The sequence below is a fragment of the Bacillus sp. IBL03825 genome, from assembly GCF_024712505.1.
Classification (GTDB): domain Bacteria; phylum Bacillota; class Bacilli; order Bacillales; family Bacillaceae_G; genus Bacillus_A; species Bacillus_A wiedmannii.
The window spans coordinates 4,691,708-4,714,395 of sequence record NZ_JAMXKE010000001.1; the positions used below are offsets into that span (position 1 = coordinate 4,691,708).

At 35.7% G+C, this 22,688-nt stretch carries 25 protein-coding genes, 1 pseudogene and 1 riboswitch; of the genes and pseudogenes, 13 read left to right on the forward strand and 13 right to left on the reverse strand.

All coding sequences use genetic code 11. The features are described 5' to 3' along the window. Positions 1 to 94 precede the first annotated feature (94 nt). Both NHG49_RS24115 and NHG49_RS24120 read right to left on the reverse strand, forming a co-directional pair. Entirely contained in the window at positions 95 to 697 is a 603-nt protein-coding gene (locus NHG49_RS24115) for a molybdenum cofactor guanylyltransferase (protein WP_064474505.1), read from the reverse strand. Continuing rightward, a complete protein-coding gene (locus NHG49_RS24120) occupies positions 694 to 1,203 on the reverse strand; it encodes a MogA/MoaB family molybdenum cofactor biosynthesis protein (protein WP_258126611.1) in 510 nt (169 codons plus the stop codon). Before NHG49_RS24120 ends, NHG49_RS24115 begins: the two co-directional genes overlap by 4 nt. Before the next feature lie 331 nt (positions 1,204 to 1,534). On the opposite strand from NHG49_RS24120, the gene NHG49_RS24125 reads away from it, so the two are divergent. Together NHG49_RS24125 and NHG49_RS24130 are read left to right on the forward strand one after the other, a co-directional pair. Further along, positions 1,535 to 1,714, forward strand: a complete 180-nt coding sequence (locus tag NHG49_RS24125; protein WP_000424805.1) for a hypothetical protein — start codon at positions 1,535 to 1,537, stop codon at positions 1,712 to 1,714. A gap of 6 nt (positions 1,715 to 1,720) precedes the next feature. Next, complete coding sequence (locus NHG49_RS24130) at positions 1,721 to 1,900, forward strand: hypothetical protein (RefSeq protein WP_064474503.1); 180 nt, start codon at positions 1,721 to 1,723, stop codon at positions 1,898 to 1,900. Between the two features lie 40 nt (positions 1,901 to 1,940). Here NHG49_RS24130 and metK read toward each other — a convergent pair whose 3' ends face one another. Beyond that, positions 1,941 to 3,140 carry a methionine adenosyltransferase gene (metK, locus tag NHG49_RS24135; RefSeq protein ID WP_000163111.1) on the reverse strand — a complete coding sequence of 400 codons (1,200 nt, stop codon included), beginning with the start codon at positions 3,138 to 3,140 and terminating at the stop codon, positions 1,941 to 1,943. A 169-nt stretch (positions 3,141 to 3,309) separates the two neighbouring features. Further along, a riboswitch (SAM riboswitch) is annotated at positions 3,310 to 3,431 on the reverse strand. A 228-nt stretch (positions 3,432 to 3,659) separates the two neighbouring features. Between metK and pckA the strand changes: the two genes are divergently transcribed. Both pckA and NHG49_RS24145 read left to right on the forward strand, forming a co-directional pair. Further along, positions 3,660 to 5,246, forward strand: a complete 1,587-nt coding sequence (gene pckA / locus NHG49_RS24140) for a phosphoenolpyruvate carboxykinase (ATP) (RefSeq protein WP_048540837.1) — start codon at positions 3,660 to 3,662, stop codon at positions 5,244 to 5,246. A gap of 314 nt (positions 5,247 to 5,560) precedes the next feature. Then, a complete protein-coding gene (locus NHG49_RS24145) occupies positions 5,561 to 5,758 on the forward strand; it encodes a hypothetical protein (RefSeq protein ID WP_258126613.1) in 198 nt (65 codons plus the stop codon). A 115-nt stretch (positions 5,759 to 5,873) separates the two neighbouring features. Here the strand turns inward: NHG49_RS24145 and NHG49_RS24150 are convergent, their stop codons facing one another. Further along, on the reverse strand, positions 5,874 to 6,257 hold the full coding sequence (locus NHG49_RS24150; protein WP_000624934.1) for an ATP synthase subunit I: 384 nt from the start codon (positions 6,255 to 6,257) through the stop codon (positions 5,874 to 5,876). A 291-nt stretch (positions 6,258 to 6,548) separates the two neighbouring features. On the opposite strand from NHG49_RS24150, the gene NHG49_RS24155 reads away from it, so the two are divergent. Further along, a complete protein-coding gene (locus tag NHG49_RS24155) occupies positions 6,549 to 6,770 on the forward strand; it encodes a hypothetical protein (protein ID WP_000639042.1) in 222 nt (73 codons plus the stop codon). Positions 6,771 to 6,798: 28 nt separating this feature from the next. On the opposite strand, the gene NHG49_RS24160 is transcribed toward NHG49_RS24155, so the two are convergent. Continuing rightward, complete coding sequence (locus tag NHG49_RS24160) at positions 6,799 to 7,704, reverse strand: DMT family transporter (RefSeq protein WP_064474501.1); 906 nt, start codon at positions 7,702 to 7,704, stop codon at positions 6,799 to 6,801. Between the two features lie 197 nt (positions 7,705 to 7,901). Beyond that, a complete protein-coding gene (locus tag NHG49_RS24165) occupies positions 7,902 to 8,225 on the reverse strand; it encodes an iron-sulfur cluster biosynthesis family protein (RefSeq protein WP_064474500.1) in 324 nt (107 codons plus the stop codon). A 117-nt stretch (positions 8,226 to 8,342) separates the two neighbouring features. Here NHG49_RS24165 and NHG49_RS24170 point away from each other — a divergent pair, with 117 nt between their 5' ends. Next, entirely contained in the window at positions 8,343 to 8,507 is a 165-nt protein-coding gene (locus NHG49_RS24170; RefSeq protein WP_081257154.1) for a hypothetical protein, read from the forward strand. A gap of 210 nt (positions 8,508 to 8,717) precedes the next feature. After that, positions 8,718 to 9,308 carry a collagen-like triple helix repeat-containing protein gene (locus NHG49_RS31505; protein ID WP_308665350.1) on the forward strand — a complete coding sequence of 197 codons (591 nt, stop codon included), beginning with the start codon at positions 8,718 to 8,720 and terminating at the stop codon, positions 9,306 to 9,308. Between the two features lie 217 nt (positions 9,309 to 9,525). On the opposite strand, the gene NHG49_RS24180 is transcribed toward NHG49_RS31505, so the two are convergent. Next, positions 9,526 to 10,746, reverse strand: coding sequence for an ATP-binding protein (locus tag NHG49_RS24180; protein WP_064474498.1), 1,221 nt, complete (start codon positions 10,744 to 10,746; stop codon positions 9,526 to 9,528). Beyond that, entirely contained in the window at positions 10,743 to 11,996 is a 1,254-nt protein-coding gene (locus NHG49_RS24185) for an ATP-binding protein (RefSeq protein WP_064474497.1), read from the reverse strand. Before NHG49_RS24185 ends, NHG49_RS24180 begins: the two co-directional genes overlap by 4 nt. Before the next feature lie 184 nt (positions 11,997 to 12,180). Here NHG49_RS24185 and NHG49_RS24190 point away from each other — a divergent pair, with 184 nt between their 5' ends. Together NHG49_RS24190 and NHG49_RS24195 are read left to right on the forward strand one after the other, a co-directional pair. Continuing rightward, on the forward strand, positions 12,181 to 14,211 hold the full coding sequence (locus tag NHG49_RS24190; RefSeq protein WP_064474496.1) for a catalase: 2,031 nt from the start codon (positions 12,181 to 12,183) through the stop codon (positions 14,209 to 14,211). Positions 14,212 to 14,227: 16 nt separating this feature from the next. Next, on the forward strand, positions 14,228 to 15,037 hold the full coding sequence (locus tag NHG49_RS24195) for an alpha/beta fold hydrolase (protein ID WP_258126614.1): 810 nt from the start codon (positions 14,228 to 14,230) through the stop codon (positions 15,035 to 15,037). Positions 15,038 to 15,244: 207 nt separating this feature from the next. Here the strand turns inward: NHG49_RS24195 and NHG49_RS24200 are convergent, their stop codons facing one another. The 3 genes from NHG49_RS24200 to NHG49_RS24210 all read right to left on the reverse strand — a co-directional run bounded on the left by NHG49_RS24200 (position 15,245) and on the right by NHG49_RS24210 (position 18,200). Continuing rightward, on the reverse strand, positions 15,245 to 17,389 hold the full coding sequence (locus tag NHG49_RS24200; RefSeq protein WP_149173702.1) for an LTA synthase family protein: 2,145 nt from the start codon (positions 17,387 to 17,389) through the stop codon (positions 15,245 to 15,247). 272 nt (positions 17,390 to 17,661) lie between these two features. Continuing rightward, complete coding sequence (locus tag NHG49_RS24205; protein ID WP_064474494.1) at positions 17,662 to 17,892, reverse strand: hypothetical protein; 231 nt, start codon at positions 17,890 to 17,892, stop codon at positions 17,662 to 17,664. Positions 17,893 to 17,903: 11 nt separating this feature from the next. Further along, entirely contained in the window at positions 17,904 to 18,200 is a 297-nt protein-coding gene (locus NHG49_RS24210) for a DUF3986 family protein (protein WP_064474493.1), read from the reverse strand. A gap of 120 nt (positions 18,201 to 18,320) precedes the next feature. Here NHG49_RS24210 and NHG49_RS24215 point away from each other — a divergent pair, with 120 nt between their 5' ends. Genes NHG49_RS24215 through NHG49_RS24225 form a run of 3 tightly spaced genes read left to right on the forward strand, consistent with a single transcriptional unit; the run spans position 18,321 to position 20,903 of the window. Further along, a complete protein-coding gene (locus NHG49_RS24215) occupies positions 18,321 to 19,328 on the forward strand; it encodes an ABC transporter substrate-binding protein (protein ID WP_064474492.1) in 1,008 nt (335 codons plus the stop codon). Between the two features lie 11 nt (positions 19,329 to 19,339). Continuing rightward, positions 19,340 to 20,104, forward strand: a complete 765-nt coding sequence (locus NHG49_RS24220) for an ABC transporter ATP-binding protein (protein ID WP_088047671.1) — start codon at positions 19,340 to 19,342, stop codon at positions 20,102 to 20,104. Further along, the gene (locus NHG49_RS24225) at positions 20,097 to 20,903 is read left to right on the forward strand and encodes an ABC transporter permease (RefSeq protein ID WP_064474490.1); all 807 of its coding nucleotides are present in this window, start codon (positions 20,097 to 20,099) and stop codon (positions 20,901 to 20,903) included. The genes NHG49_RS24220 and NHG49_RS24225 overlap by 8 nt, the downstream gene beginning before the upstream one ends. Positions 20,904 to 20,936: 33 nt before the next feature. Here the strand turns inward: NHG49_RS24225 and NHG49_RS24230 are convergent, their stop codons facing one another. Further along, entirely contained in the window at positions 20,937 to 21,164 is a 228-nt protein-coding gene (locus NHG49_RS24230) for a hypothetical protein (RefSeq protein ID WP_000849118.1), read from the reverse strand. A 236-nt stretch (positions 21,165 to 21,400) separates the two neighbouring features. Further along, positions 21,401 to 22,498 carry a hypothetical protein gene (locus tag NHG49_RS24235; RefSeq protein ID WP_064474489.1) on the reverse strand — a complete coding sequence of 366 codons (1,098 nt, stop codon included), beginning with the start codon at positions 22,496 to 22,498 and terminating at the stop codon, positions 21,401 to 21,403. 90 nt (positions 22,499 to 22,588) lie between these two features. Between NHG49_RS24235 and NHG49_RS24240 the strand changes: the two are divergent. Continuing rightward, positions 22,589 to 22,675: pseudogene (locus tag NHG49_RS24240) on the forward strand (HAD family hydrolase); the annotation flags it as partial. Positions 22,676 to 22,688: the final 13 nt, after the last annotated feature.

Genomic DNA, 22,688 nt, shown 5'->3' on the forward strand with positions numbered 1-22,688 from the left:
GTATAATGATTTTAAGAAATTCCCCTTAAAATCAACTTACTCACATACCTTTATACAGTAATTGTTCCCCAATTTCTGTATATCAAAAAACCTTTCATTCATTTGAAAGGTTTTTTTGAGCCTGCACATATTCTTCTTTCGTATTTACATTTATAAACCAATCCGCATTCGCTTGTATATCTTCACCAGCAATATATTTCACATTACATTGCGATAAAAGCTGGCCCATACTTCTTTTTTCTTCCTGAAGTAAAGTATACATTTTTTCTTTCACACGGTTATGGTACGCTGCAAGTAACGGTTGTTTTCTTCCATTAATAATAGGTACAACCGCATCATATTCATTACTCGTTTGCTCTAGCAAAATGGTAAACCATTCATGCGAAACATTCGGCGCATCGCAAGGCATAATAGCGTACCAATCTGCTTCTATATATTCCATTCCTGATACAATTCCAGCAAGTGGTCCATTTCCTTTATAATGAGGAATATCTTCTATAACAGGAACTTGTACGCGTTGCTCTACTCGCTCTTTTATATCGGAGTTACTAATGACCACAACTTCTTGTAACGCAGTTGTCATCACTTTCAAAATATGCTCAATAAAAGTACTACCTTGCCAGCTCGCTAACGCTTTCGGCTCACCGAATCGACTCGACATACCGCCTGCCAATACAATTCCAGCATACTTACTCATTGGCGATGCAACTCAAATGTAATATGACCTAATTCCGGTAAAATTAATTTATTCATCGTAAGGCGAACTGCTCCGCTAGACCCTGGCATTGAAAAGACAACTTTGCGCCCAATTGTACCGCCGATTGCTCTACTTAACATCGCGCTGCTTCCGATATCTTCTAAATAGCTAATCATGCGGAACAACTCACCAAACCCGACAATTTCTTTATCTAATAACGCTGACACTGCTTCAATCGTCACATCACGTTTCGTAATACCAGTACCGCCATTTGTTAATACGACATCAACATCTTCCCGATGATAACCAGCTAACACCGCTTGCTGAATACTTTCTTTATCATCTTTTACAATTTCATAAGAGGTCACTGTATGACCTGCTTCTTTTAACAATTCATGTAATAGTTGTCCGCTCTTATCTGTCTCTTCCGTACGTGTATCGGAAATCGTCACGATCTTACAACGCACTTCTTTTGGTGCTTGTTTTTTATGTTCATTGACACTCATTTTTCATCTTCCCTTTCATTTTCTTGTGAAATTATGTATGAAGCAAAGAATTCAACATGATACAATATAAGTATATTTATCCATATACAGGAGTTTTTTTATGTTTTATAACATAAAACGATACGTACCCATTATACCATTCCTAATCATATTATCCCTTTTTCAATGCATCGCTTACGGGTTCGATATTAACTTTTTAAAATTGTATGTACTTTTGCCTGATGGTGGTATTCTTTACTATTTGACTAGCACATTAATTCCTCTCGTACTTGCCTATATAATAGATTTTATTTTTAAACGTTCTATCTCTAAATAAGGAGGTCTACATATTATGGAACTTTATAAAAAATTAACAACAACATTCATCCTCTTATTCGTCGCTTCCATTACTGTTGGCTTTTCTCTAAAAGGCGCAATTCCATACGCTACATTAGTAAGCATTATATTCGCAACCCTATTTTTACTAAGCAGTGCCTTTTGCGCGGGTAAAGCACGTCAAATGAAAGGTTGATTACATATGTTCAAGAAGAAACCAATCCTTTGTAAATCATGTAAAAAGGAAATACAAACATATGAAAAAGCATGGATTCATATGCCATTTCCGGCAAGTGGTATGACAAATGTGAGAAAGTATATTGAGCTAGATGGAGAAGTTTATTGTGGTTCTTGCATCCAAGTAGTAAATAAAACAAAATAAAAAAGCTTTGCGCTCACCGCGCAAAGCTTTTTTTCATATATTATAGACCAGCTTGCTCTTTTAAAGCTGCAGCTTTGTCTGTACGTTCCCATGATAGATCTACATCAGTACGTCCGAAGTGGCCGTAAGCTGCTGTTTGTTTGTAAATTGGGCGACGTAAGTCTAGCATTTTAATAATACCAGCTGGGCGAAGATCGAAGTTGTTACGAACTAGTTCTACTAGTACGTCTTCAGATACTTTACCAGTGCCGAATGTATCAACTGAAATTGATACTGGTTGTGCTACACCGATTGCGTATGCAAGTTGTACTTCTGCTTTGTCAGCAAGACCAGCTGCTACGATGTTTTTCGCAACATAACGAGCTGCATATGCTGCAGAACGGTCAACTTTCGTTGCATCTTTACCAGAGAATGCACCGCCACCATGGCGAGCGTATCCACCGTAAGTATCAACGATGATTTTACGTCCTGTTAAACCAGCATCACCTTGTGGTCCACCAATTACGAAGCGGCCAGTTGGATTAATGAAGAATTTCGTTTCTCCATCCATTAATTCTGCTGGAACTACAGCTTTAATTACATGCTCTTTTAAATCGCGATCGATTTCTTCCCATGTAACATCTGGATGATGCTGTGTAGAAATTACGATTGTATCTACACGTACAGGTTTACCATTTTCATCATACTCAACTGTAACTTGCGTTTTTCCATCCGGACGTAAGTATGATAATGTGTCATCTTTACGTACTTCAGTTAAACGGCGAGCTAATTTGTGAGCAAGTGAGATTGGAAGTGGCATTAATTCTTGTGTTTCATTACATGCGAAGCCAAACATTAAACCTTGGTCTCCCGCACCAATTGCCTCAATCTCAGCGTCAGTCATTAGACCTTCGCGTGCTTCTAGCGCTTGGTCAACACCCATAGCGATGTCAGCAGATTGCTCATCGATAGATGTTAAAACTGCACAAGTTTCTGCATCGAATCCGTATTTTGCGCGTGTGTAACCAATGCCTTGAATTGTTTCACGAACGATTTTTGGAATATCTACGTAAGTAGAAGTCGTAATTTCCCCCGCTACCAATACTAAACCAGTTGTTACAGTTGTTTCACAAGCTACACGTGCATTTGCGTCCTTTGATAAGATCGCATCTAAAATTGAATCAGAAATTTGGTCACAAATTTTATCTGGATGTCCTTCAGTTACAGACTCAGATGTGAACAGATGACGTTTTTTTGTCATGTGGTAAACCTCCCTACAGTAATTGTATATATTGTACGGAACTCATCCTTAATTTGCCACAAACTGCGACATACATTTATTCTCCCACACAAGCATACAGAAAAACCTTTCCTACTTTACATAGAGGAAAGGTTTAATTTGCTACTTGCATACTGCTTTTTGCCCTTTGCTCTTATCGTTCGAGACCGTTAGCCTCGCACAGGTTTTAGCACCTATTCACCTGTATTTACCACTACAAATGAGGTTGCTGGGCTTCATCGGGCCTGTCCCTCCGCCAGCTCGGGATAAGAGAGTATCCGTCCCAACCTATACTAAAGAAATGATATTCATTTGTCAATTAATATTCACATTTTCCTGAAAGTTTTTCTCAATACGCCTGGAATGAAATATTAATAAGGAAATAATACATTCACACAAACAAAAAGAAATAAATAGTATACATTATTTATATAATTGTGTTATACTCTTGTTGGGGATTACGAGAAATATTTCATTAAATGAAAAGGATGGTATATAAATATGAGTACTGTGAATGTCCAAATTGGTTTACACGAATTATTGAACGGAAGCAATGCACAGATTCAACTAAGTGTTCCGCAATTAGTGGAAAAAGTATTAATGCGAAATGAAGGGAAATTAACTTCTACTGGTGCCGTTTCTGCTTCAACAGGAAAATATACAGGACGTTCTCCTAAAGATAAATTTATTGTGAAAGAAGCATCGGTTGCTGACAAAATTGCTTGGGGAGCAGTGAATCAACCGATTTCTGAAGAACATTTTAATAAATTATATACTAAAGTTTTAGAATACTTAAAAGAAAAAGAAGAGTTATTCATCTTCAATGGATTTGCAGGCGCTGACCGCAATTATCGCCTACCAATTCAAGTTATTAACGAATATGCATGGCACAATTTATTTGTACATCAATTATTCATTCGTCCAACTGAAGAAGAATTAACAACTCATGAATCAGAGTTCACAATTGTTTCTGCACCGAATTTCAAAGCTGATCCAGCTGTTGACGGTACAAACTCTGAAGCATTCATTATGGTTTCATTCGAAAAACGTATCGTACTAATTGGTGGTACAGAATACGCTGGAGAAATGAAAAAATCAATCTTCTCTATTATGAACTTCTTACTACCTGAACAAGATATTCTTTCTATGCATTGCTCTGCAAACGTAGGTGAAGAAGGCGACGTAGCACTATTCTTCGGTTTATCTGGAACAGGTAAAACAACATTATCTGCTGATCCACACCGTAAATTAATCGGTGATGATGAGCATGGCTGGTCTGATAACGGTGTATTCAATATTGAAGGCGGTTGCTACGCAAAATGTGTAAACCTTTCTCACGAGAAAGAACCACAAATTTTCGATGCAATCAAATTTGGATCTGTTTTAGAAAACGTTATCATTAATAACCAAACGCGTATCGCAGACTATAACGATACTACTTTAACAGAAAATACTCGTGCTGCATACCCTATGCATGCGATCGACAATATCGTACTGCCAAGTGTTGCTGGACACCCAAATACAATCATTTTCTTAACTGCTGATGCATCTGGCGTATTGCCTCCAATCAGTAAGTTATCAAAAGAACAAGCTATGTATCATTTCTTAAGTGGTTACACTAGTAAACTAGCAGGAACAGAGCGCGGCGTTACATCTCCGCAAGCAACATTCTCAACTTGCTTCGGTTCACCATTCTTACCACTTGATGCATCTCGCTATGCTGAAATGCTTGGTGAAAAAATCGAGAAACACGATGCGAAAGTATTCTTAGTAAACACTGGCTGGACTGGTGGCGAATACGGCATTGGTAAACGTATGAACTTAGGTTACACTCGTGCAATGATTCAAGCAGCATTAAGCGGCGAACTTGCGAAAACTGAAACAGCTAAACATGACATCTTCGGCCTTGAAGTTCCACTTCACGTACCAGGTGTACCTGATGAAGTATTAATGCCTGAACAAACTTGGGCTGATAAAGCTGCTTATAAAGAGAAAGCAATCGAACTTGCAAGCGAATTCAAAGAGAACTTCAAAAAGTTCGACAGCGTTTCTGAAGATATTATTAACTTAGGCGGTCCAATCGCTTAAGTACAAACTTTCTGTTGGAATAACCCTTTTACTCATATGAATAAGTGTCGTGTAACCGTAAAGTTTCGCGTACTCACCGACAAAACCCAATGCGGCTTAACGGTTATACACACTTACATAAAAAAGAAGCTTACGTTTTTGACGTAAGCTTCTTTCTATATCTTATATAAAGTACAACTTTAATCTCTTCATCTGTGACTTAGCTCATAAAATTGCATAATAATAACTTATAAACTTACAGAAAATTCATTTTATAATCATTCGTTTATAGTTTTTTGTGATAAAATTTACATATACAGGAAAGGAAGAGGGCTATGAACAATTTTTCTCGTACAGGAAAAATATTATTCAGTTATGGAGCCATTCAAATGTTTTGGGGACTTGTGATGCTTAACGTTAATTTATTTGAGCATACAAGTGAAACGATAAAATACATTATTCTAATTACCGGAATAGTTTGTTGTATTGTATCTAACTTTTTTAAAGAACCTGAGAGTTATACTACTAAGTGATTTCATGTTAACTTATTGGAAGCGAAAACCTATATTTTATGCAAAGTTACGCTTCCAATTGTACTATCGCTCCACCGGATCCTCTATTTCATCTAAAAAGAGGCTTTTTATCTTTTTAGCTCTTCGTTAATTCTTCCTCATCTTTCATACTATAGTAGCCTAAATTCACAACAATTAAGAAATAGCCACCCAGAATCCCTACTGCAAATGCCCACATAACCATATGATGTTCAATTTCGTACATAATAACAGCACCCAAAATAGCAGCTGCAAAACGATTAAACATACCGAGCGTCGGTGCTTTCGTTTTCTTTACGATACTATCTCCAAGCTTCTCAATTCTTCTCCCTAAAAGCCAAACACAATACATACTTACAATCAGTCCAATTCCAGCACCTAGAAAATGAGCTGAAAATGGCGTTAACATCCATCCTAGTAAAAGAAAACCTAGTAAATAATACGATTGAATTTTAAACGATCTTAATGACATACTAATCATGCTGTTCTCCTCTTCAGTAATTTTTATCTATCCAACAAAAGCTGTATAACTCATTTCTTTCGAGTTCATACTACTTAAAATTCATTTCACTCAAATTAAAAACAACATAAACAGTGTGTTTATGTTGTTCAAATGTTTTCAGGAAATAATATTATACAAGATTTCAAACATCATATTCTCATAATTTGTGACGTTTTTCCAAACATTTTTCGTCCATTTATGAAAAAAGTGATATCAATCTATGAACATACGGATATGATGTAATAAGTACACAAATAAAGGGGGCGTCTAATGATTTATTTTCTAATGGCTCTCATTCACCTCATTATCCCTGCACTTATTGGACTTTCATTGTATTGGTACACGAAAAATCATAGTATTTTCTACGCTGTCCTCGGTGTTCTTCTTCCAGGTATTATTCTTATCACACTCTTCCGTATTCCATTTTTAAACTTAATTCCACTTATTACTGCTATCTTATTTCTCATCTTCTTACCAAAAATAAAAAAATAGGAAAGCAGATCATAGGTGATCTGTTTTCCTATTTTGATATAGATTCCCTCGCAGTAGAATGAATTTTTACTTTCTCTGATTTCACAAACCATAGACCGAAGAAAATAATAATTCCACCGATTATTTGTTGAAATGATACATATTCATTTGCCCATACAGCTGCAAATAAAACAGCTACAAGTGGCGTTATATACATATATACCATCGTATGTGATGCGCCAATTTTTTGAATACCAACATACCACATCACTAAACCAAATACTGTCACAAAGAAAATGGAATATAGTAAAGCGAATAGTGTCATTCCGTGTGTAATGTGAAATGGCATTATAAATACATGTGGTCCACTTAACAATAAAAGCGGAATCGCGCCAACTAATGCTGACCATGCGGTAACACGTAGTGCTGAATATTTTTTAATTAATGGACCTGCTAAAACAGGATAAAGCCCCCAGCATATTGATGTAATAAGTCCAATTCCGTTACCATAAAAAGAACTAGCAAGCGAATGCCCTGCTACTAAAACTAATGCAGCACCACCAAAGGCAATTATAGAACCGATGAGCTTTCGCGAAGAATACTTTTCTTGTTTCAAAAAAATAGCAAATACAGTTGTAAAAATAGGTGAAATAGAAATGAGTAAAGAGGCATTTGTAGCGGATGTATATTGGACAGTTTCCATAAATAATGTTTGATACAGTACAATACCTACAACGCTAACGATGATTAATCTAGGTATATCCTTTCGTTCCATATAAACCGACTTTTCAATAAAAAATGTAAGGAGTAACATAAGCGGTGCCGCTGATATCATCCGAAGTGCAGTAAACTCAATTGCTGTAAATTCTAAAAGTCCATATTTCGCAATCGTAAAATTAATCCCCCAAATAATAACGACACTTAAAATTAATAACTCCATCCCCCATTTTCTCATGCGTATCCCCTCCGCAAATAAGATTATACAGAAAATTCAATCACATGTACATTTCATTATGTGAAAAAATCTTTGTATTGTATGGAGAGGTTTGCTTTGTTTGATACATGAAATTATATCGGCGATTTTTTAAATATAGCGACTTATACAATAAAAAAAGGTGGCTCCAAAAATATTTTGGAACCACCTTTTCTTTCTTACACTCGAACGTGTAACTTCATATTCGGATTATAAAATTGACTCGGGCTCTTCAGCTGAAAAGTTCCTCCACTTTCATGCCAATCAACTGTTAACTTATCATCCATAAATACAAGCTTTGTGCGATCTGCGATAAAGTTCATTACGCTAGATTCGATATCTACATCGCGCTCATCTTTTTCTGCTACAGCGACTAAATCGATAATTCCGCTCATTACACAACCGCAACCTTCATTATCGTAAAATAACTTTATATATTTCGCTTCATTTGGAATCGTATCCATAATCTTTTTATATGCTGCTTCTGTTACAGTAACGTACATACGTTAATCTTCATCCTCTCTTCTCGTATCCTTCCTATATTGTACCACTATTTTTCTAAAAGGTAGCATACTGAAAATTAAGACTAATCTATGTGATAAAGGAGGTTTTGTATCACTATGTTCAACTTACTGCGATACCCCATCTTCTTAGGTCTACTCGGTAGCTTTTTTATTTCTAGCGGAATGGTATTACAATATATACTTCCTTATTCTCCTTCTATTGGCTGGATTTCAGGTTTTATTTGTTTCCTATCCGCTTCCTATCTTGATGTGAAAAAATAAAAATCACTTTAAGATTTATTTGCAGTGTAATTTTGACTTAGGTGTTACTTTCGGCCCAAAAGAGAAACGTTGTAACGATTCCACTCTCCTCTCTATTTTTGAAATCTATACACAATACGATCGAACACACAAAAATATAGAATTCATAATATGTATATAGTAGTTCTATTTTTAAAACGAATTTTCCAAAATATAGAAAGGAGAACATACATGTACCCACGTAATTGTTTTAGTTGCGACGGCAGACGCAACAGTGGCTCTAACGGAAACACTGGTCCCACTGGTAGCACTGGACCTGCCGGGAACACCGGACCCACTGGTAGTACTGGACCTACTGGCTCTGCCGGGCCTTCCGGAGCTGGTTTCCAACGTATAGCGGGTTCTCCTGGAATTGACTCCAATGTTATTCCATATGTCACTGCTGGAGCCGGTAGTATAGTTGGCTTTGCTGCATCTATAAATGTAAATAACTTACCTGCTGCTGTTTATACGATTAATATTTGCAGGAATGTCCCAACAAACCTCACTGCCCCTACCTCTAGTTACATCCTATCTACTCTTACTTTAACTACAACTGACAAAATTACAGGAACTATCGTATTTTCAATTAAACCAACGGATACTGGATCAAGACAAATTCAAGTGTTTAATCCTAATCCAGCAGTAGGTCCCGCTACTGTAACTTGGACTAGCATTACAACTGGAAACTCAGTTTCGAGAGGAGATGCTGTCTCCCTTCATATTACCCCTGGCATTACTGCAAGTGCTGTATACTCTATTTTTTTAATCACTGATATATAGCCCTTACTAAAAAATAATTTATTTAACAAAAAAAGACCCGAGATTCGGGTCAACAAATAGAAATACAAATAAATTAAAACAAATAACAGACAAGTTCAGTATATACTATTTTAATAGAATTAACTTACCTACCTTTATCAGATTGCCTTACTCTCATTCACAATAAAAAAGGGAGACCCCCTCTCAAATAAGTGATCTCCCTTTTAAAAATAGTTTTTCATGATATCGGCAATATAACCTTCACAGTCGTTCCAACTCCAACTTCACTTTCAAAACTCATTTTACCGTTGTGGTCTTTAATAATTTTTTCTGTAACTACTAAACCTAAACCTGTTCCCGTTTCTTTCGTTGTGTAAAAAGCTTCATTTAGCTTCGGAATTTTGTCTTTTGGGATGCCGCATCCCTCATCCTTAACTTGAACAATGATTGCATCTTCTACAGTCACTTTAATCGTAATCGTTCCGCCAACTGACATTGCTTCAATTGCATTTTTAATTAAATTAAAGAATACTTGCTTTAATCGTTTTTCCTCGCATGTAATCGATGGTATGTCTTTACTATAAATACCTTGTATGTGCACTCCTTGCTTTAGAGCAGGCTTACCCATAACTCGAATAACATAAGCGATAATTTCTTCTATATTATGAATTTCTGATTCTGGTGATTTAGATTTCTCAAATCCACTAAGTTCTGTAGCGATTGTATGAATTCGTTCTACTTCTTGTTTCATGATATCACTATATATTTTATCCTCAGGATATTTATTCGCTTGCTTATTCACAAACTTATCTAAATTCGCTAGAGGTCCTCTAATTTTGTAGCCAATAACTGTTGCCATTTTCCCAACAGTTGCTAGTTTTTCTGTTTGTTCTATTTCTTTATCCATCATCTCAAGCGTACGAACGTAAGAATGAAATCTCAAAAACATAATCCAACATATGATAGTAAATACGCTATATAATGCCATTGGGATTAAAACGAGTGACGATTGAATAATGATTCCTGTAAGAGCGTACTTTCCAACAAGTATCCCTGTAACTAACCAAAAATACCTTTTGTTCACAAAGATTGGTGCAAATAAAATAAAAAATCCTTCTACTATATTCCCACCATCAAACTCAGCATCACTACCGTAGTAAATCATAAAATTATGGATAAAATCTAATAAATTATATCCAATTAAAATAATATACTTTACTGCAAATGGATTTTTCCATTTCATAAAATATATTCCAGTACAAAATAAGACCACCATCAGGAAATAAAGCCATAAACCTAAACCATCTTCAAATTCTCCTACTCCTTCTTGCTCTCCTCCTATTAAAGGTACAATAAATTCATAGGCAAGATCGTATACAAAAAATATAACAAAAAATAAACTTAAAAATACTTTCAGCGCCTTTATTTCTTCATTTTTAAATATATCGTCTTTATTCATATGGTAACTCCTAGCTTTTCTCCCACTTGTATTTCATTATTTCCATATTTTTTTGGGAGAATAATATCTATTCTCGTTCCCTTATCTCTTTCACTTGAAATACGTAACTTACCAAGATGTTCGTTGACAATGCGATCCGCTACCGTAAGTCCCAGGCCAATTTTATCTTGCTTCGTTGTATAAAAGGCCTCTTTAACACGTGCTAAGTTTTCCTTCTTAATACCGTAACCATTATCGATTACACTTAGCATTACATAATCTTGTCCTTTATTTTCTAATCGTAAATCTAATGTGCCACCTTGCTCCATTGCCTCCAGAGCATTTTTTATAACATATAGCACGACTCCTCTTATTTTCCGCTCATCGCATTCAACTTCTATCGTCTTTTCTTCTACACTAGAAATAAGCTGAATGTTGGATTCATTCATTTTTTCGCGGACAATTGTTACTACTTGTAATGCAATTTCTCCTATATTATGTTTCTTATAAATAGAAGGTTTACATGTAGCAACTTCCATTAACTCACTTATCATACTATTCATATTTTCTATTTCAAAAATCATCTGTTTATAAACAGGATCCTCTCCATGCTTCTCTCGTTGTAATTGCGTAAATCCTTTTAATGAAGCAAGTGGATTTTTAATTTCATGTCCTACTGTCGCTGCCATTTTTCCGACTACCGCTAATTTTTGTGATTCACTAGCAATCTTAATACTTTTCTTTACCGCTGAAAGGTATTGTATAAATCGATTTAAAATGATGTATGCTGCTATTAATACGAGTGTATACATAATGAGGAACATAAACGCTTTTACTTCCTCTAATACAAATAAATAAATTAAATATTTCCCTATAATAGTGACAAGTACGCACACAAAAAATCTTTTATTTATAAATATAGGTACAAAGAAAATAAGAATAATTTCTATTATATTTACCGCATCAAATACCGCCTTATTATAAAGCATATACGAAAGTATATTAGCCATTTCTATCCCTATGTATGCAAAAATACATGCATATTTAACAAGGGTTGCTTTCTCTTTTTTTATTAAATATATATTCACGCCCAATATTGCTGTTCCGCAAATAACTTGCCATATTATGCTATGTCCTTTATCCATTAGTGATTTATTTTCTAATAAGATTCCGTAGGAAATTTGGTATAAAACAACAATGACATATAGCACCCACAAAAAGATTTTGGCATTCCTTTCTTCTTCTTTATATGATAGAAATTTTCCTTTCACTTCAACACCCCTTCAAAATAATATCTCGAAGAATACCATTTATTATAATAAATGATTTTCATAGACAAACAAAGATAAATCGAACAATTGAGGAAAATCATCCCAATAGAGCGAAGTATCTTCAGACTATATATAAGCATAAAAGCTATAAACAATAATACGTATATTATGGGAGGTGTTTTATATGAACGGCAAAAAAAATAAAAAGACAGAACAACTGGAATCCTTCACGCGTGAGAATGAAGGAAAGGAAATGACAACAAATACAGGTGTTACAATTTCAAATGATGAAAACTCTTTAACCGTCGGCGATCGTGGTCCTACCCTTCTAGAAGATTTTCTTATGCGGGAAAAACTTGCTCATTTTGATCGTGAACGAATTCCTGAAAGAGTCGTTCATGCAAGAGGATACGGCGCACATGGTATTTTCGAGCTATATGAATCTTTAGAGGAACTAACAATGGCCCACTTTTTACAGGACCCTTCAAAAAAAACACCACTTTTTGTTCGCTTCTCTGAAGTGGCTGGATCAAAAGGTGCGAATGAAACAAATCGAGATGTACGAGGGTTCGCTGTTAAATTTTATACAGAAGAAGGAAATTTTGATTTAGTCGGAAACAATATTCCTATTTTTTTCATTCAAGATGGCATTAAATTCCCTGATCTTATTCACGCCCTTAAACCTGAGCCGCATAATGAGATTCCACAGGGACAAACAGCACATGATACATTTTGGGACTTCATCGCCAATAACCAAGAATCGGCTGCGATGATGATGTGGATTATGTCTGATCGTGCCATTCCAAGAAGTTTTCGAATGATGCAAGGGTTTGGCGTTCATACATTTCGCTTAGTGAATAAAAATGGAAAGTCACGATTCGTAAAATTTCACTGGAAGCCGAAGCTCGGCATTCACTCATTAATTTGGGATGAAGCGCAAAAATTAGGTGGTGCTGATCCAGATTACCATCGCCGTGATTTATGGGAAAATATTAATGCTGGAAACTATCCTGAATACGAACTTGGTATTCAAATTCTAGAAGAAGAGGATGAATTTAAATACGATTTCGATATATTAGATGCAACGAAAATTTGGCCTGAAGAAGATTTCCCCGTTAAAATCATCGGAAAAATGACATTAAATCGCAACGTCGAGAATGTATTCGCTGAAACAGAGCAAGTCGCACTTCATCCTGGAAGTATCATCCGTGGTATTGATTTCACCAATGATCCGCTCTTACAAGGTAGACTCTTTTCTTATACAGACACTCAATTGGCACGCGTCGGTACAAATTATCAAGAATTACCGATTAACCGTCCTGTATGCCCATTTCATAACAATCAAAGAGATGGTGCATCTAAATATATAATTGATAAAGGAAAAATCGCTTACCATAATAATTCCTTAGCAAATAACACTCCTTACACTGTCCCCGGTACAAAGGGTGGGTTCGTTACATACCCTTCTACTGTATCAGGGCATAAAACGAGAGAAACAGCCGCCAGTTTCAAAGATCATTTCTCTCAAGCACGTTTATTTTGGAATAGTATGAGTAACGTCGAAAAAGTTCATATTATGCAAGCCTTCTCCTTTGAATTAGGAAAAGTAAAAAGTAAATCCGTCCGTCAACAAGTCGTAAATATGATTGGACATATTAGTAGTGAACTAGCTACATTAGTCGCTGAAGCGGTCGGAGCAAAAGTCCCAAATATTCAAGAATCGAGCGTTACGAAATCATCGCCAGCACTCAGTATGGCAAATACGACATTTAGTCCTAATACATTACGAGTAGGTGTCATTGTTGCAAATGGATATGACGGACAAAACGCGCAATATATACTAAATCAATTCAAACAAGTTGGGTTGCAACCAGTAATTGTTTCCGAACGATTAGGTATTGTACAAGGAACGCAAAATGTACGTTGGGACGTGAATGATACTTTTTTAACAGGATCTTCACTTCTTTATGATGGGCTACTTCTTATTGGAGGAAACCTTGATGAACAGTTTCTTAATAAAGCGAGTTCATTTGTCGTAGAATCATATAATCACTTTAAGCCAATTGGTGCCTTCCAAAATGGATCTACTGTTATTCAATCTTTAAATATTAAAGGAAAGCCTGGTGTCTTACTAGAACAGAACCCTACGCTCCTGGCGAATGAATTTATTAAAGCTATGACGAAACAACGCTTTTGGGATAGAGCATATGAATAGGTTAGGGGGATAATTTATGTTTGTTACCGTCGAGAAAGATGTGCATATTTTTGTGCAAGACGTTAATCCTAGACCCGGTAGTAAAACCGTGTTCTTCGTCCACGGCTGGCCTTTAAATCATCAAATGTACCAATATCAACTCAATGTGTTACCACAGCACGGTTTCCGCTGTATCGCTATGGATATACGCGGAAACGGACAATCTGATAAACCGTGGACTGGTTACACATACGATCGTTTAGCAGACGATATCGCCATTGTTCTAGAAGCACTTCAAGTAGAAAATGCTACATTAGTCGGTTTTTCAGTAGGTGGCGCTCTTTCTATTCGGTACATGTCTCGCTACAATGGTCATAGCATTTCTAAACTTGTATTAGTCGATGCTGTTTCCCCTTCTTTCGTTAAAAATCAAGAATCTCCCTATGGTGTCCCAAAAGAAAAAGCAGATACCCTCATTAATCAAATGTATGCCAATATGCCAAAATTTTTAAATGATGTATCTTTATCATTTTTTAATAGAAACTTAGGATCTGCTACGTTAGAATGGTTTTCTTATCTCGGTATGCAGTCTGCTTCCTACGCTCTCATCAAAATATTGCAAGCAGCTGCAAATGAAGATGTAACGAAAGATTTAAGTAAAATTAACGTCCCAACAAAAATATTCCATGGTGTTCACGATCAACTTATCCCTTACAAAAGCGCTGAACTCACGCAAAAACGGATTAAAAATTCTCAGTTACATCCTCTTACAAATAGCGGTCACGGCTCTCCAATCGATCAAGCGGATGAATTAAATGAAGAACTTATAAAGTTTTTGCATTCATAAAAATCTATACCAAATCGTTTCGATAGGAACGCAGTTTTTGAAAAGATTAAAATTCACATATTTCTCACAAATCAATCAATAAAACGATTACATTTTCATTTATACTAAATGTACAGGTAATACTCCCTAAACCCAGCTTGTCTGGTTACCCCGTTAAATACTATAAAAAAAGAACTTGTATCGTTATACAAGTTCTTTTTGTTTGTTCTATTTAAAAAGTATATCTTTACTAAACTGCTTTCCAGCAAGTAAATCATATTGGATCATTTTATATTGCTCTAACATTTCTTTTTGTTCCTTTGTTAAATCTGTTATCTCTTCTCCATCTTTATTAACCTTTAACTCATCTCTAAGAACTGGTATTTCTTTATGCATTTTCGATAAAAATTGATAAAATGGTGATTGATTTAATCCTGCATAATCAAAAACAAGACTAGAAAAATAAATCGGACTTACTAAACCTAAATTGTCATTTGGCAAATCGAAATTTGCGTACATTAACAATGGCGTTTCTGACATAATTAATCTTTCTCTTACTGTCTCTTCGTTTTCTATATATCCTGATTCTTTATAAATAGACTTATTAGTTCCTAACATAGGTAAATGGTCTCCAAAGAAGACTATTAAAGTAGGTCTATCTAGATCGTCAAGCTGCTCGATTAAATATTGCAGAGCCTCATCCGATAATCTTATCCCTTCTGTATATGCTTCTAATTCTGCCTTCGATTCCTCTTCTGTTAATCCACTAATTTCTATTTTATTTTCTCCAAACATATTTGGCGTATACGGAAAATGATTTTGCATCGTCACCGCATGAATAAATGTAGGTTGTTTTCTCTTATTTAATTCATCTATGATTTCTTTACTCATAGATAAATCACCAATATTGTCTCCCACTACTTCTTTATTTTTCATCGTATCTTCTGCATTAAAATTATCGAATCCCAATGTTTTATATACATCTTCACGTTTATAAAACGATCGATTAAACGCATGAATTGCACTTGCATAATACCCTTGTTTTTTCAACTCACTTGCAATCGATGGAATCTCTTTTTGGCTTGGAACAGCTTGTTGATATGGTATAGAACCTGGCATTAAAAGACTCATCGAGTAACTCGTTAACGCTTCAAATTCTGTATTCGCTGTATTTCCTCCAAATGTAGGAGCTATCGTTTGTCCCCCTGGGAAATTCTCTATATAATGATGTAAATTCGGCACTGGATCTTCGCTAAATGAAAGATTCGTTAATTTTGTCGGATCCCAAAAAGCTTCACTCATAATAAATATAATATTCGGCTTCTCTGCTTTTTTTTGTCCTTTTATTTTATCGCCATATTGTTTTTCTATATCCTTTGCAATTTGCTGCATATTTTCTTTTGAATATTCTTTCGGCTCTTTAATGACTGTCGTATCTAAGTTGCTTAAAAATCCTATAACAAAACCATTCACCTTATAATTTGCGGCTTGATTCCACGCGCGGATGTCTACTCCACTTTTTATAAATATATTATTCATAAAGGTAGTAGGGTAGTTACTATATCCATACAACATAAACGCAGAGCCGCATATTAAAATAATCCTCATAATAATATGTGATTTTATAACCGGAATGTACTTTCGTATATACATAACTACAAATATAATCAAAACAATGCCCACTATTGCCAGAAACATATTCCAAAAACTAAAATACTCCATGACCATCGGTATAACGGAATTCATATGACCAATCTGTGTAAAATCCGACGGGTAAAATGGCTCTCCTCTAAAAATGAGTTTAAAATGGTTCACCATCACAAAAATAAGTAAGACTAAGCTAGTTATCGTTGTACTTAAGAAAACTCTTCCAAGCAAATTATATGCAAAAACGTATACCATATAAATAAATAATAGGCTTAATATATACTGTCCATATTGTAAATACACCCATGTATTTACTACTATAAGGTTCATATCCTCCTGCACTATGATATACATCCAATTCATTGTATGAGCAATTAAAAATAATACAACATAAACTCGAATAGCCGGCCTCAGCTTATGACTGATGCCTTTATTTAAATGAATGATGTATAGTAGTACACTCCATAAAACAATAATGAGTATACTTAGCTGTATTTTCCCATTAAAAAATTCTTTAGTTCTCTCGAATTCGAAAGATCTTAACATAACAAAAAACAGCGTTTCTAAACAGATTGCCCACATTCCACTAAGAATGATAGAAATTAATAGGTTCTTCCTCGACTGCTGAGGAGAAAAACTAAGATAAAATTCATCTCTTCTTCGTTGTCGTGTTAAAAAATCAAAACGCAATTTATTCCCTCTTTCCTTTGCCCCTTCGTCTCGCATCCACAAACATATTGTCCTATACAAAATACCATATTTGTATGCAGCTAGTCTCCCTATGTGCTTGTAATATACACATGTATCCTTAATTTCCCCTTAAAAATACAGTGAAATTTTAATAAGCCCGAACCATTCAGGATTGAACGGGATAAAACTTCTTCGCTCTATATTCTAACAGCATAAATGAACTATGCTTCACAAAATTATTACCATAAAAAAAGAACCTACCAACACTGACAGGTTCTCCTTCATTCTAACAGACATGAGCATATGTATTATATAAGAGAAGACATCCATACTTTCCATATAATACATACAAGTACGATAACTACAAAATCAAAAAGATCTAATCTCGGGCCCTTCTTCATATTCATCTCTAGCCACATATGAATCCATTTTATTTTTGTATATTTTTGAATGTTTTTCTTTGCAAATCGATAAACGAGTACTTGCATAATAAAAAATCCGATTACGAAAATGAACAAGAAAATGAGAAAATCGACCACAAAATTCCTCCCTATTTTTGCAGCGATTTTTCTACTATTTGATTTCTCAAAACCCACTCTTCAAATTGAGCACTTCCGAATTCCCAGCTAAGATCACGAGCATGTACAGAAAAAACGTAATGACCAGCATATTCGTCCATAAATCTACCTGTCTCGATCTCATCTTTCTGAAGACCATATGTCCCAAAATTAAAATACACATCCCACACGTCTTCATTCTTCCGCTTATAAGCAATCGATTCCATATCACATTCTGTTCCGAAATAATCAAGATGTAAATGTACGCTATCATCATATTCGTAATCCATTTTATCACCCCTTATATTTGTACTTCTTTATCACCCAAAAAATTCCTGCTATCCACACTCACATATGGGCACTTACCTACATATCATGCTTGTAGAGTGACTTCTAGGAGGTGTCATATAGTGAAAAAATTAATAGCTGTTTTTTGCATCATGTTACTAGCTGTTTTCACATTTGCTGCTTGCAGTAGTAAAAAGGAAGGTACGAAAGAACAAACGCAAAACATTCGCATCGGCGAAGTTACCCATTCTCTCTTCTACGCCCCGTTATATGTCGGGATTGAAAAAGGATTTTTTAAAGATGAAGGATTAAATATTGACCTCCAAACAACAGCTGGCGGAGATAAAACGATGACCGCCCTATTATCTGGCGGAATTGATATTGCTCTCGTCGGTTCTGAAACGTCTATTTACGTTCATCAACAAGGTGCAAAAGACCCTATCATTAACTTCGCACAACTTACACAAACAGACGGAACATTTTTAGTTTCGCGTAAAAAATTAGACTCTTTTAATTGGAATGACGTAAAAGGTGTTACGTTTTTAGGACAGCGTAAAGGCGGCATGCCGCAAATGGTTGGAGAATACGTTTTAAAGAAAAATGGCATTGATCCTCACAAAGATACAAACTTAATTCAAAACATCGAATTTGCTAACATTGCAAGTGCCTTTGCATCTGGTACTGGGGAATTTGTACAGCTCTTTGAACCGACTGCAAGTATATTCGAAAAAGAAGGAAAAGGGTTTATCGTCGCTTCGTTCGGAAATGAATCTGGAACTGTTCCGTATACAACGTTCATGGCAAAAGAAAGCTTCTTAAAGAAAGATAAAGATGCTGCTGAAAAATTCACACGTGCGCTCTATAAAGCACAACAATGGGTTGATACACATAGTCCAGAGGAGATTGCTGATGTCGTTTCTCCGTTATTTAAAGACACTTCAAAGGACATTACAGTAAAAGTAATTGAACGTTATAAAAAGCAACATTCTTATGCGACAAATCCGCTATTAGATGCTGAAGAATGGAAACAGCTCCAAACGATTATGAAAGAAGCTGGCGAATTACAAAAAGAAGTTCCACATGAAGCGCTCGTCAATACAAAAATTGCCGAAAGCGTTATTAAGAAATAGAGGCGAAGTGTATGAGTTTTTTACAAATACGTAACGTTTCTCACTGCTTTTTCGCAAAAGAGAATGCTAAATTGATTCTCGAAGACATGAGTTTACAAGTGGAAGAAGGCGAATTTATTTCTATACTCGGTCCAAGTGGTTGCGGCAAAACAACACTCCTCTCCATTATTGCCGGGTTACTTGATCCAATTGAAGGCATCGTCTTTTTAGATGGTGAGCCTATTACAACAAAAACTTCATCTATGGGGTATATGCTGCAGCAAGATTACTTGTTCCCTTGGAAAACAATTGAAGAAAATATTATGCTTGGACTTCACACTCGAAAAATTTACAATGAACAGACGAAAAAACATACTTTACAACTTTTAAAGCAAGTCGGTCTACATGATGTAGAAGAGCAATACCCTCGTGAACTGTCCGGCGGTATGCGTCAACGTGCCGCTCTCGTTCGAACGTTAGCGACCGATCCGAAAATTTTATTGCTAGATGAACCTTTTTCAGCTCTCGATTATCAAACGAAGTTGAAACTAGAAAATCTCGTCTTCACATTATTACGTAACTATAAAAAAACATCACTACTTGTCACACACGATATTGAAGAAGCCATTGCGATGAGTGATCGTATTTATTTACTACAAGCGAATCCTGGAAAAATTGCAAAAACATTTATCGTCCCAGAAAGCATCCGTTCCTTATCACCGTTAGAATCACGCCACCACCATGACTTCCCATCCCTCTTCCAAGATATATGGAAGGAGCTGGAGCGACTTGGATAATATAAAGCAACTACATGAACAGTTTCGGAAGAAAGAACGTAGGCGCGCATGGTTAGCACGCTCACTGCAGCTTTTACTGCTCATTCTTTTCTTTTCACTATGGGAAATAGCTAGCAAAAAAGAGTGGATTGATCCTTTACTCTTTAGCTCTCCTTCAAGCATTTGGGATCTCTTCCTTAGTAAATGGATTGACGGTTCGCTTTGGGTTCACATATGGACGACATTACTTGAAACAGGAGTAGGCTTCATTCTTGGAACAGTGCTCGGTGCTATTATCGCTACTTTTCTTTGGTGGATGCCACTTCTCGCTCGCGTGCTCGACCCCTATCTCGTCGTCCTAAACGCCATGCCAAAAGTGGCACTTGGACCTATTATCATTGTAATCTTCGGTCCAAATATTTCTTCGTCGATTGCAATGGGGGTAATCATTTCCATCATCATTACCATTCTCGTTATTTACAGCGCATTTCAAGAAGTCGATTCTAACTATATAAAAGTGATGGACACATTTGGCGCGAATAAATGGCAATGTTATAAGCAAGTCGTTCTCCCTGCATCCTTCCCAGCAATTATTTCAACGTTAAAAGTGAACGTTGGTTTATCATGGGTCGGTGTTATATTCGGCGAACTTCTCGTCTCTAAACAAGGTCTTGGCTACTTAATTAGCTACGGATTCCAAGTATTTAATTTCACGCTCGTCTTACTGAGCGTACTACTCACCTGTGTCCTCGCAACACTTATGTATGTGTTTGTTGAGGCATTTGAAAAACTTCTAATTGGAAAACGAAAAAGAAGCTGACTTAGGGCGATAGACTATAGTCAGCTTCTTTCTTTACCTTTTATCACACATCTTTGTTTCATTTGTAACGTTTCCATCCGCAACCGTAACTGTATGGAAACAATCTTTCACACGTACTGTAACGACATTTTCTTTTCGATCTATTACATGATAATCATCATACTTTTTATTTAATGCACTACGAATTTGCTCTCCTTCAAAAATCGGAAAACCGTGAGACATTACCCAAATGAGACCAGCAACCGCAAGAATCGTTTTCATACGTTTCATTACCTCCTTGAGAGTAAACTTATAGTCCCTACAATATGCGCATTATAATTGTGTCTAATTTGTGACATTTTTATACTAATTCTCTTTTAAAGCTTCAGTTCCTTCTTCTTTTTTACAAAAAGACAGAATTTTCAATTTTATCAACATAAAAAAACGCAAAGAACTAAAATTCTTTACGTTTTATTGGCAAAAATATATACCTCTCATTATTGTCATTGTCCGCTTTGTTACTCTATCGTTTTCGAAACATCATATAACCCCGACAACACTTCCGCTCTCATTTTTACAAGCTCAGGGAACTGATAGAAGAACGCAATTTTTTTATACTTTAACTCCGATCCTTCTTTCACCTTTTTTGAATCTTGCAAAATAAATGCTGTAAACGTATCTGCAATATCTTCCGCTACATTTGTCGTTCCATACTGTGATACAAATTCCTCATGCTTTTCTTTAAAAAATTCAATTTGAGTTTCTTCACTTTCTTCCACTTTCTTTTCTGTCCACTCCTGCTCAATGTCCTTCCAGAAAGAGTTATAAAATTGATTAATATAAGATTTTTCCTTCGCACATCCCTCTTGTAAGAAAAGAGTTTCACAGTTATTTCGGTATGTTGAAATATCTTTATCTTCTTCAAAATCCTTTACATACTTTTCATCTACTGGTATTTGCTTATACCCGAGCGTCAACACGTGAGCCGTCTCATGAATTAATGTTTTCATCACTTCATCGATATTTACCGCCGAATCAAGCGTATCTAAGCTAAGAATCCAATCTTTCGGATTCTCCATACTAGGCATAACGTGAGCAACAACACCGTCATAACCGTCCGTTATTAAATCAAATTCTGTTATATTCCCGCGATATTGAGCTGGAATGAGAGTACGATACATATCCCATAAGTCTTCATGATACCCTCTATCTTGACGCTGTTGTAGCACCTCTTCTTTCGCTTCTTTATCTTCAGCGAATACTTTATTTAAACGTTTTCGTTCTATTTTTTCAAAATAAGGATCTACAATTTCATCACCATCAATATAATAAGAAGCTAAAAAGAAATAATTTTCGTCATCCTCTTTTTTCTGCTCTGCCCCTTTCATATCCGCATTTTCATGCTCTTCTATATCATAATCTTCTACTGCTTCAAGCTCAGATAATCCATCTATTTTTTCATATACTTTTTGAAGTTTATTATCTCCTATTTCCACGCATTCTTCTTCTGTTTTACAAACTTCTTTTTCCTTCACACTCTTCATAGAACTATCGCATCCTGCTATTAAACCAATTGCGACGATAACCCCTACTAACTTGCCATACAGTCTCTTCATATAAACCTCCGTCGTTCCATTCTACAAAAATATCATAATCAATTTCTAACGAATATGCGATACTTAATTAAATAAACTGTAAGGGGGGCCATGATTCGAGCAGTCTTCTTCGACTTAGATGGAACATTAGTAGATCGGCGCCAATCTCTAGAAAATTATATTAGCGATTTTTACAATATATCGACTTACC

Excerpts from the sequence above, each read along its gene's own strand:
- NHG49_RS24120 (WP_258126611.1), bottom strand. The coding sequence starts at position 1,203 with ATGAGTGTCAATGAACATAAAAAACAAGCACCAAAAGAAGTGCGTTGT.
- NHG49_RS24200 (WP_149173702.1), bottom strand. The coding sequence starts at position 17,389 with ATGCGAGACGAAGGGGCAAAGGAAAGAGGGAATAAATTGCGTTTTGAT.
- NHG49_RS24125 (WP_000424805.1), top strand. The coding sequence starts at position 1,535 with ATGGAACTTTATAAAAAATTAACAACAACATTCATCCTCTTATTCGTC.
- NHG49_RS24160 (WP_064474501.1), bottom strand. The coding sequence starts at position 7,704 with ATGAGAAAATGGGGGATGGAGTTATTAATTTTAAGTGTCGTTATTATT.
- NHG49_RS31505 (WP_308665350.1), top strand. The coding sequence starts at position 8,718 with ATGTACCCACGTAATTGTTTTAGTTGCGACGGCAGACGCAACAGTGGC.
- metK (WP_000163111.1), bottom strand. The coding sequence starts at position 3,140 with ATGACAAAAAAACGTCATCTGTTCACATCTGAGTCTGTAACTGAAGGA.
- NHG49_RS24115 (WP_064474505.1), bottom strand. The coding sequence starts at position 697 with ATGAGTAAGTATGCTGGAATTGTATTGGCAGGCGGTATGTCGAGTCGA.
- NHG49_RS24235 (WP_064474489.1), bottom strand. The coding sequence starts at position 22,498 with ATGAAGAGACTGTATGGCAAGTTAGTAGGGGTTATCGTCGCAATTGGT.
- NHG49_RS24230 (WP_000849118.1), bottom strand. The coding sequence starts at position 21,164 with ATGAAAACGATTCTTGCGGTTGCTGGTCTCATTTGGGTAATGTCTCAC.
- NHG49_RS24220 (WP_088047671.1), top strand. The coding sequence starts at position 19,340 with ATGAGTTTTTTACAAATACGTAACGTTTCTCACTGCTTTTTCGCAAAA.
- pckA (WP_048540837.1), top strand. The coding sequence starts at position 3,660 with ATGAGTACTGTGAATGTCCAAATTGGTTTACACGAATTATTGAACGGA.
- NHG49_RS24150 (WP_000624934.1), bottom strand. The coding sequence starts at position 6,257 with ATGATTAGTATGTCATTAAGATCGTTTAAAATTCAATCGTATTATTTA.
- NHG49_RS24165 (WP_064474500.1), bottom strand. The coding sequence starts at position 8,225 with ATGTACGTTACTGTAACAGAAGCAGCATATAAAAAGATTATGGATACG.
- NHG49_RS24180 (WP_064474498.1), bottom strand. The coding sequence starts at position 10,746 with ATGAATAAAGACGATATATTTAAAAATGAAGAAATAAAGGCGCTGAAA.
- NHG49_RS24190 (WP_064474496.1), top strand. The coding sequence starts at position 12,181 with ATGAACGGCAAAAAAAATAAAAAGACAGAACAACTGGAATCCTTCACG.
- NHG49_RS24195 (WP_258126614.1), top strand. The coding sequence starts at position 14,228 with ATGTTTGTTACCGTCGAGAAAGATGTGCATATTTTTGTGCAAGACGTT.
- NHG49_RS24130 (WP_064474503.1), top strand. The coding sequence starts at position 1,721 with ATGTTCAAGAAGAAACCAATCCTTTGTAAATCATGTAAAAAGGAAATA.
- NHG49_RS24170 (WP_081257154.1), top strand. The coding sequence starts at position 8,343 with ATGTTCAACTTACTGCGATACCCCATCTTCTTAGGTCTACTCGGTAGC.
- NHG49_RS24155 (WP_000639042.1), top strand. The coding sequence starts at position 6,549 with ATGATTTATTTTCTAATGGCTCTCATTCACCTCATTATCCCTGCACTT.
- NHG49_RS24145 (WP_258126613.1), top strand. The coding sequence starts at position 5,561 with ATGAACAATTTTTCTCGTACAGGAAAAATATTATTCAGTTATGGAGCC.
- NHG49_RS24210 (WP_064474493.1), bottom strand. The coding sequence starts at position 18,200 with ATGGATTACGAATATGATGATAGCGTACATTTACATCTTGATTATTTC.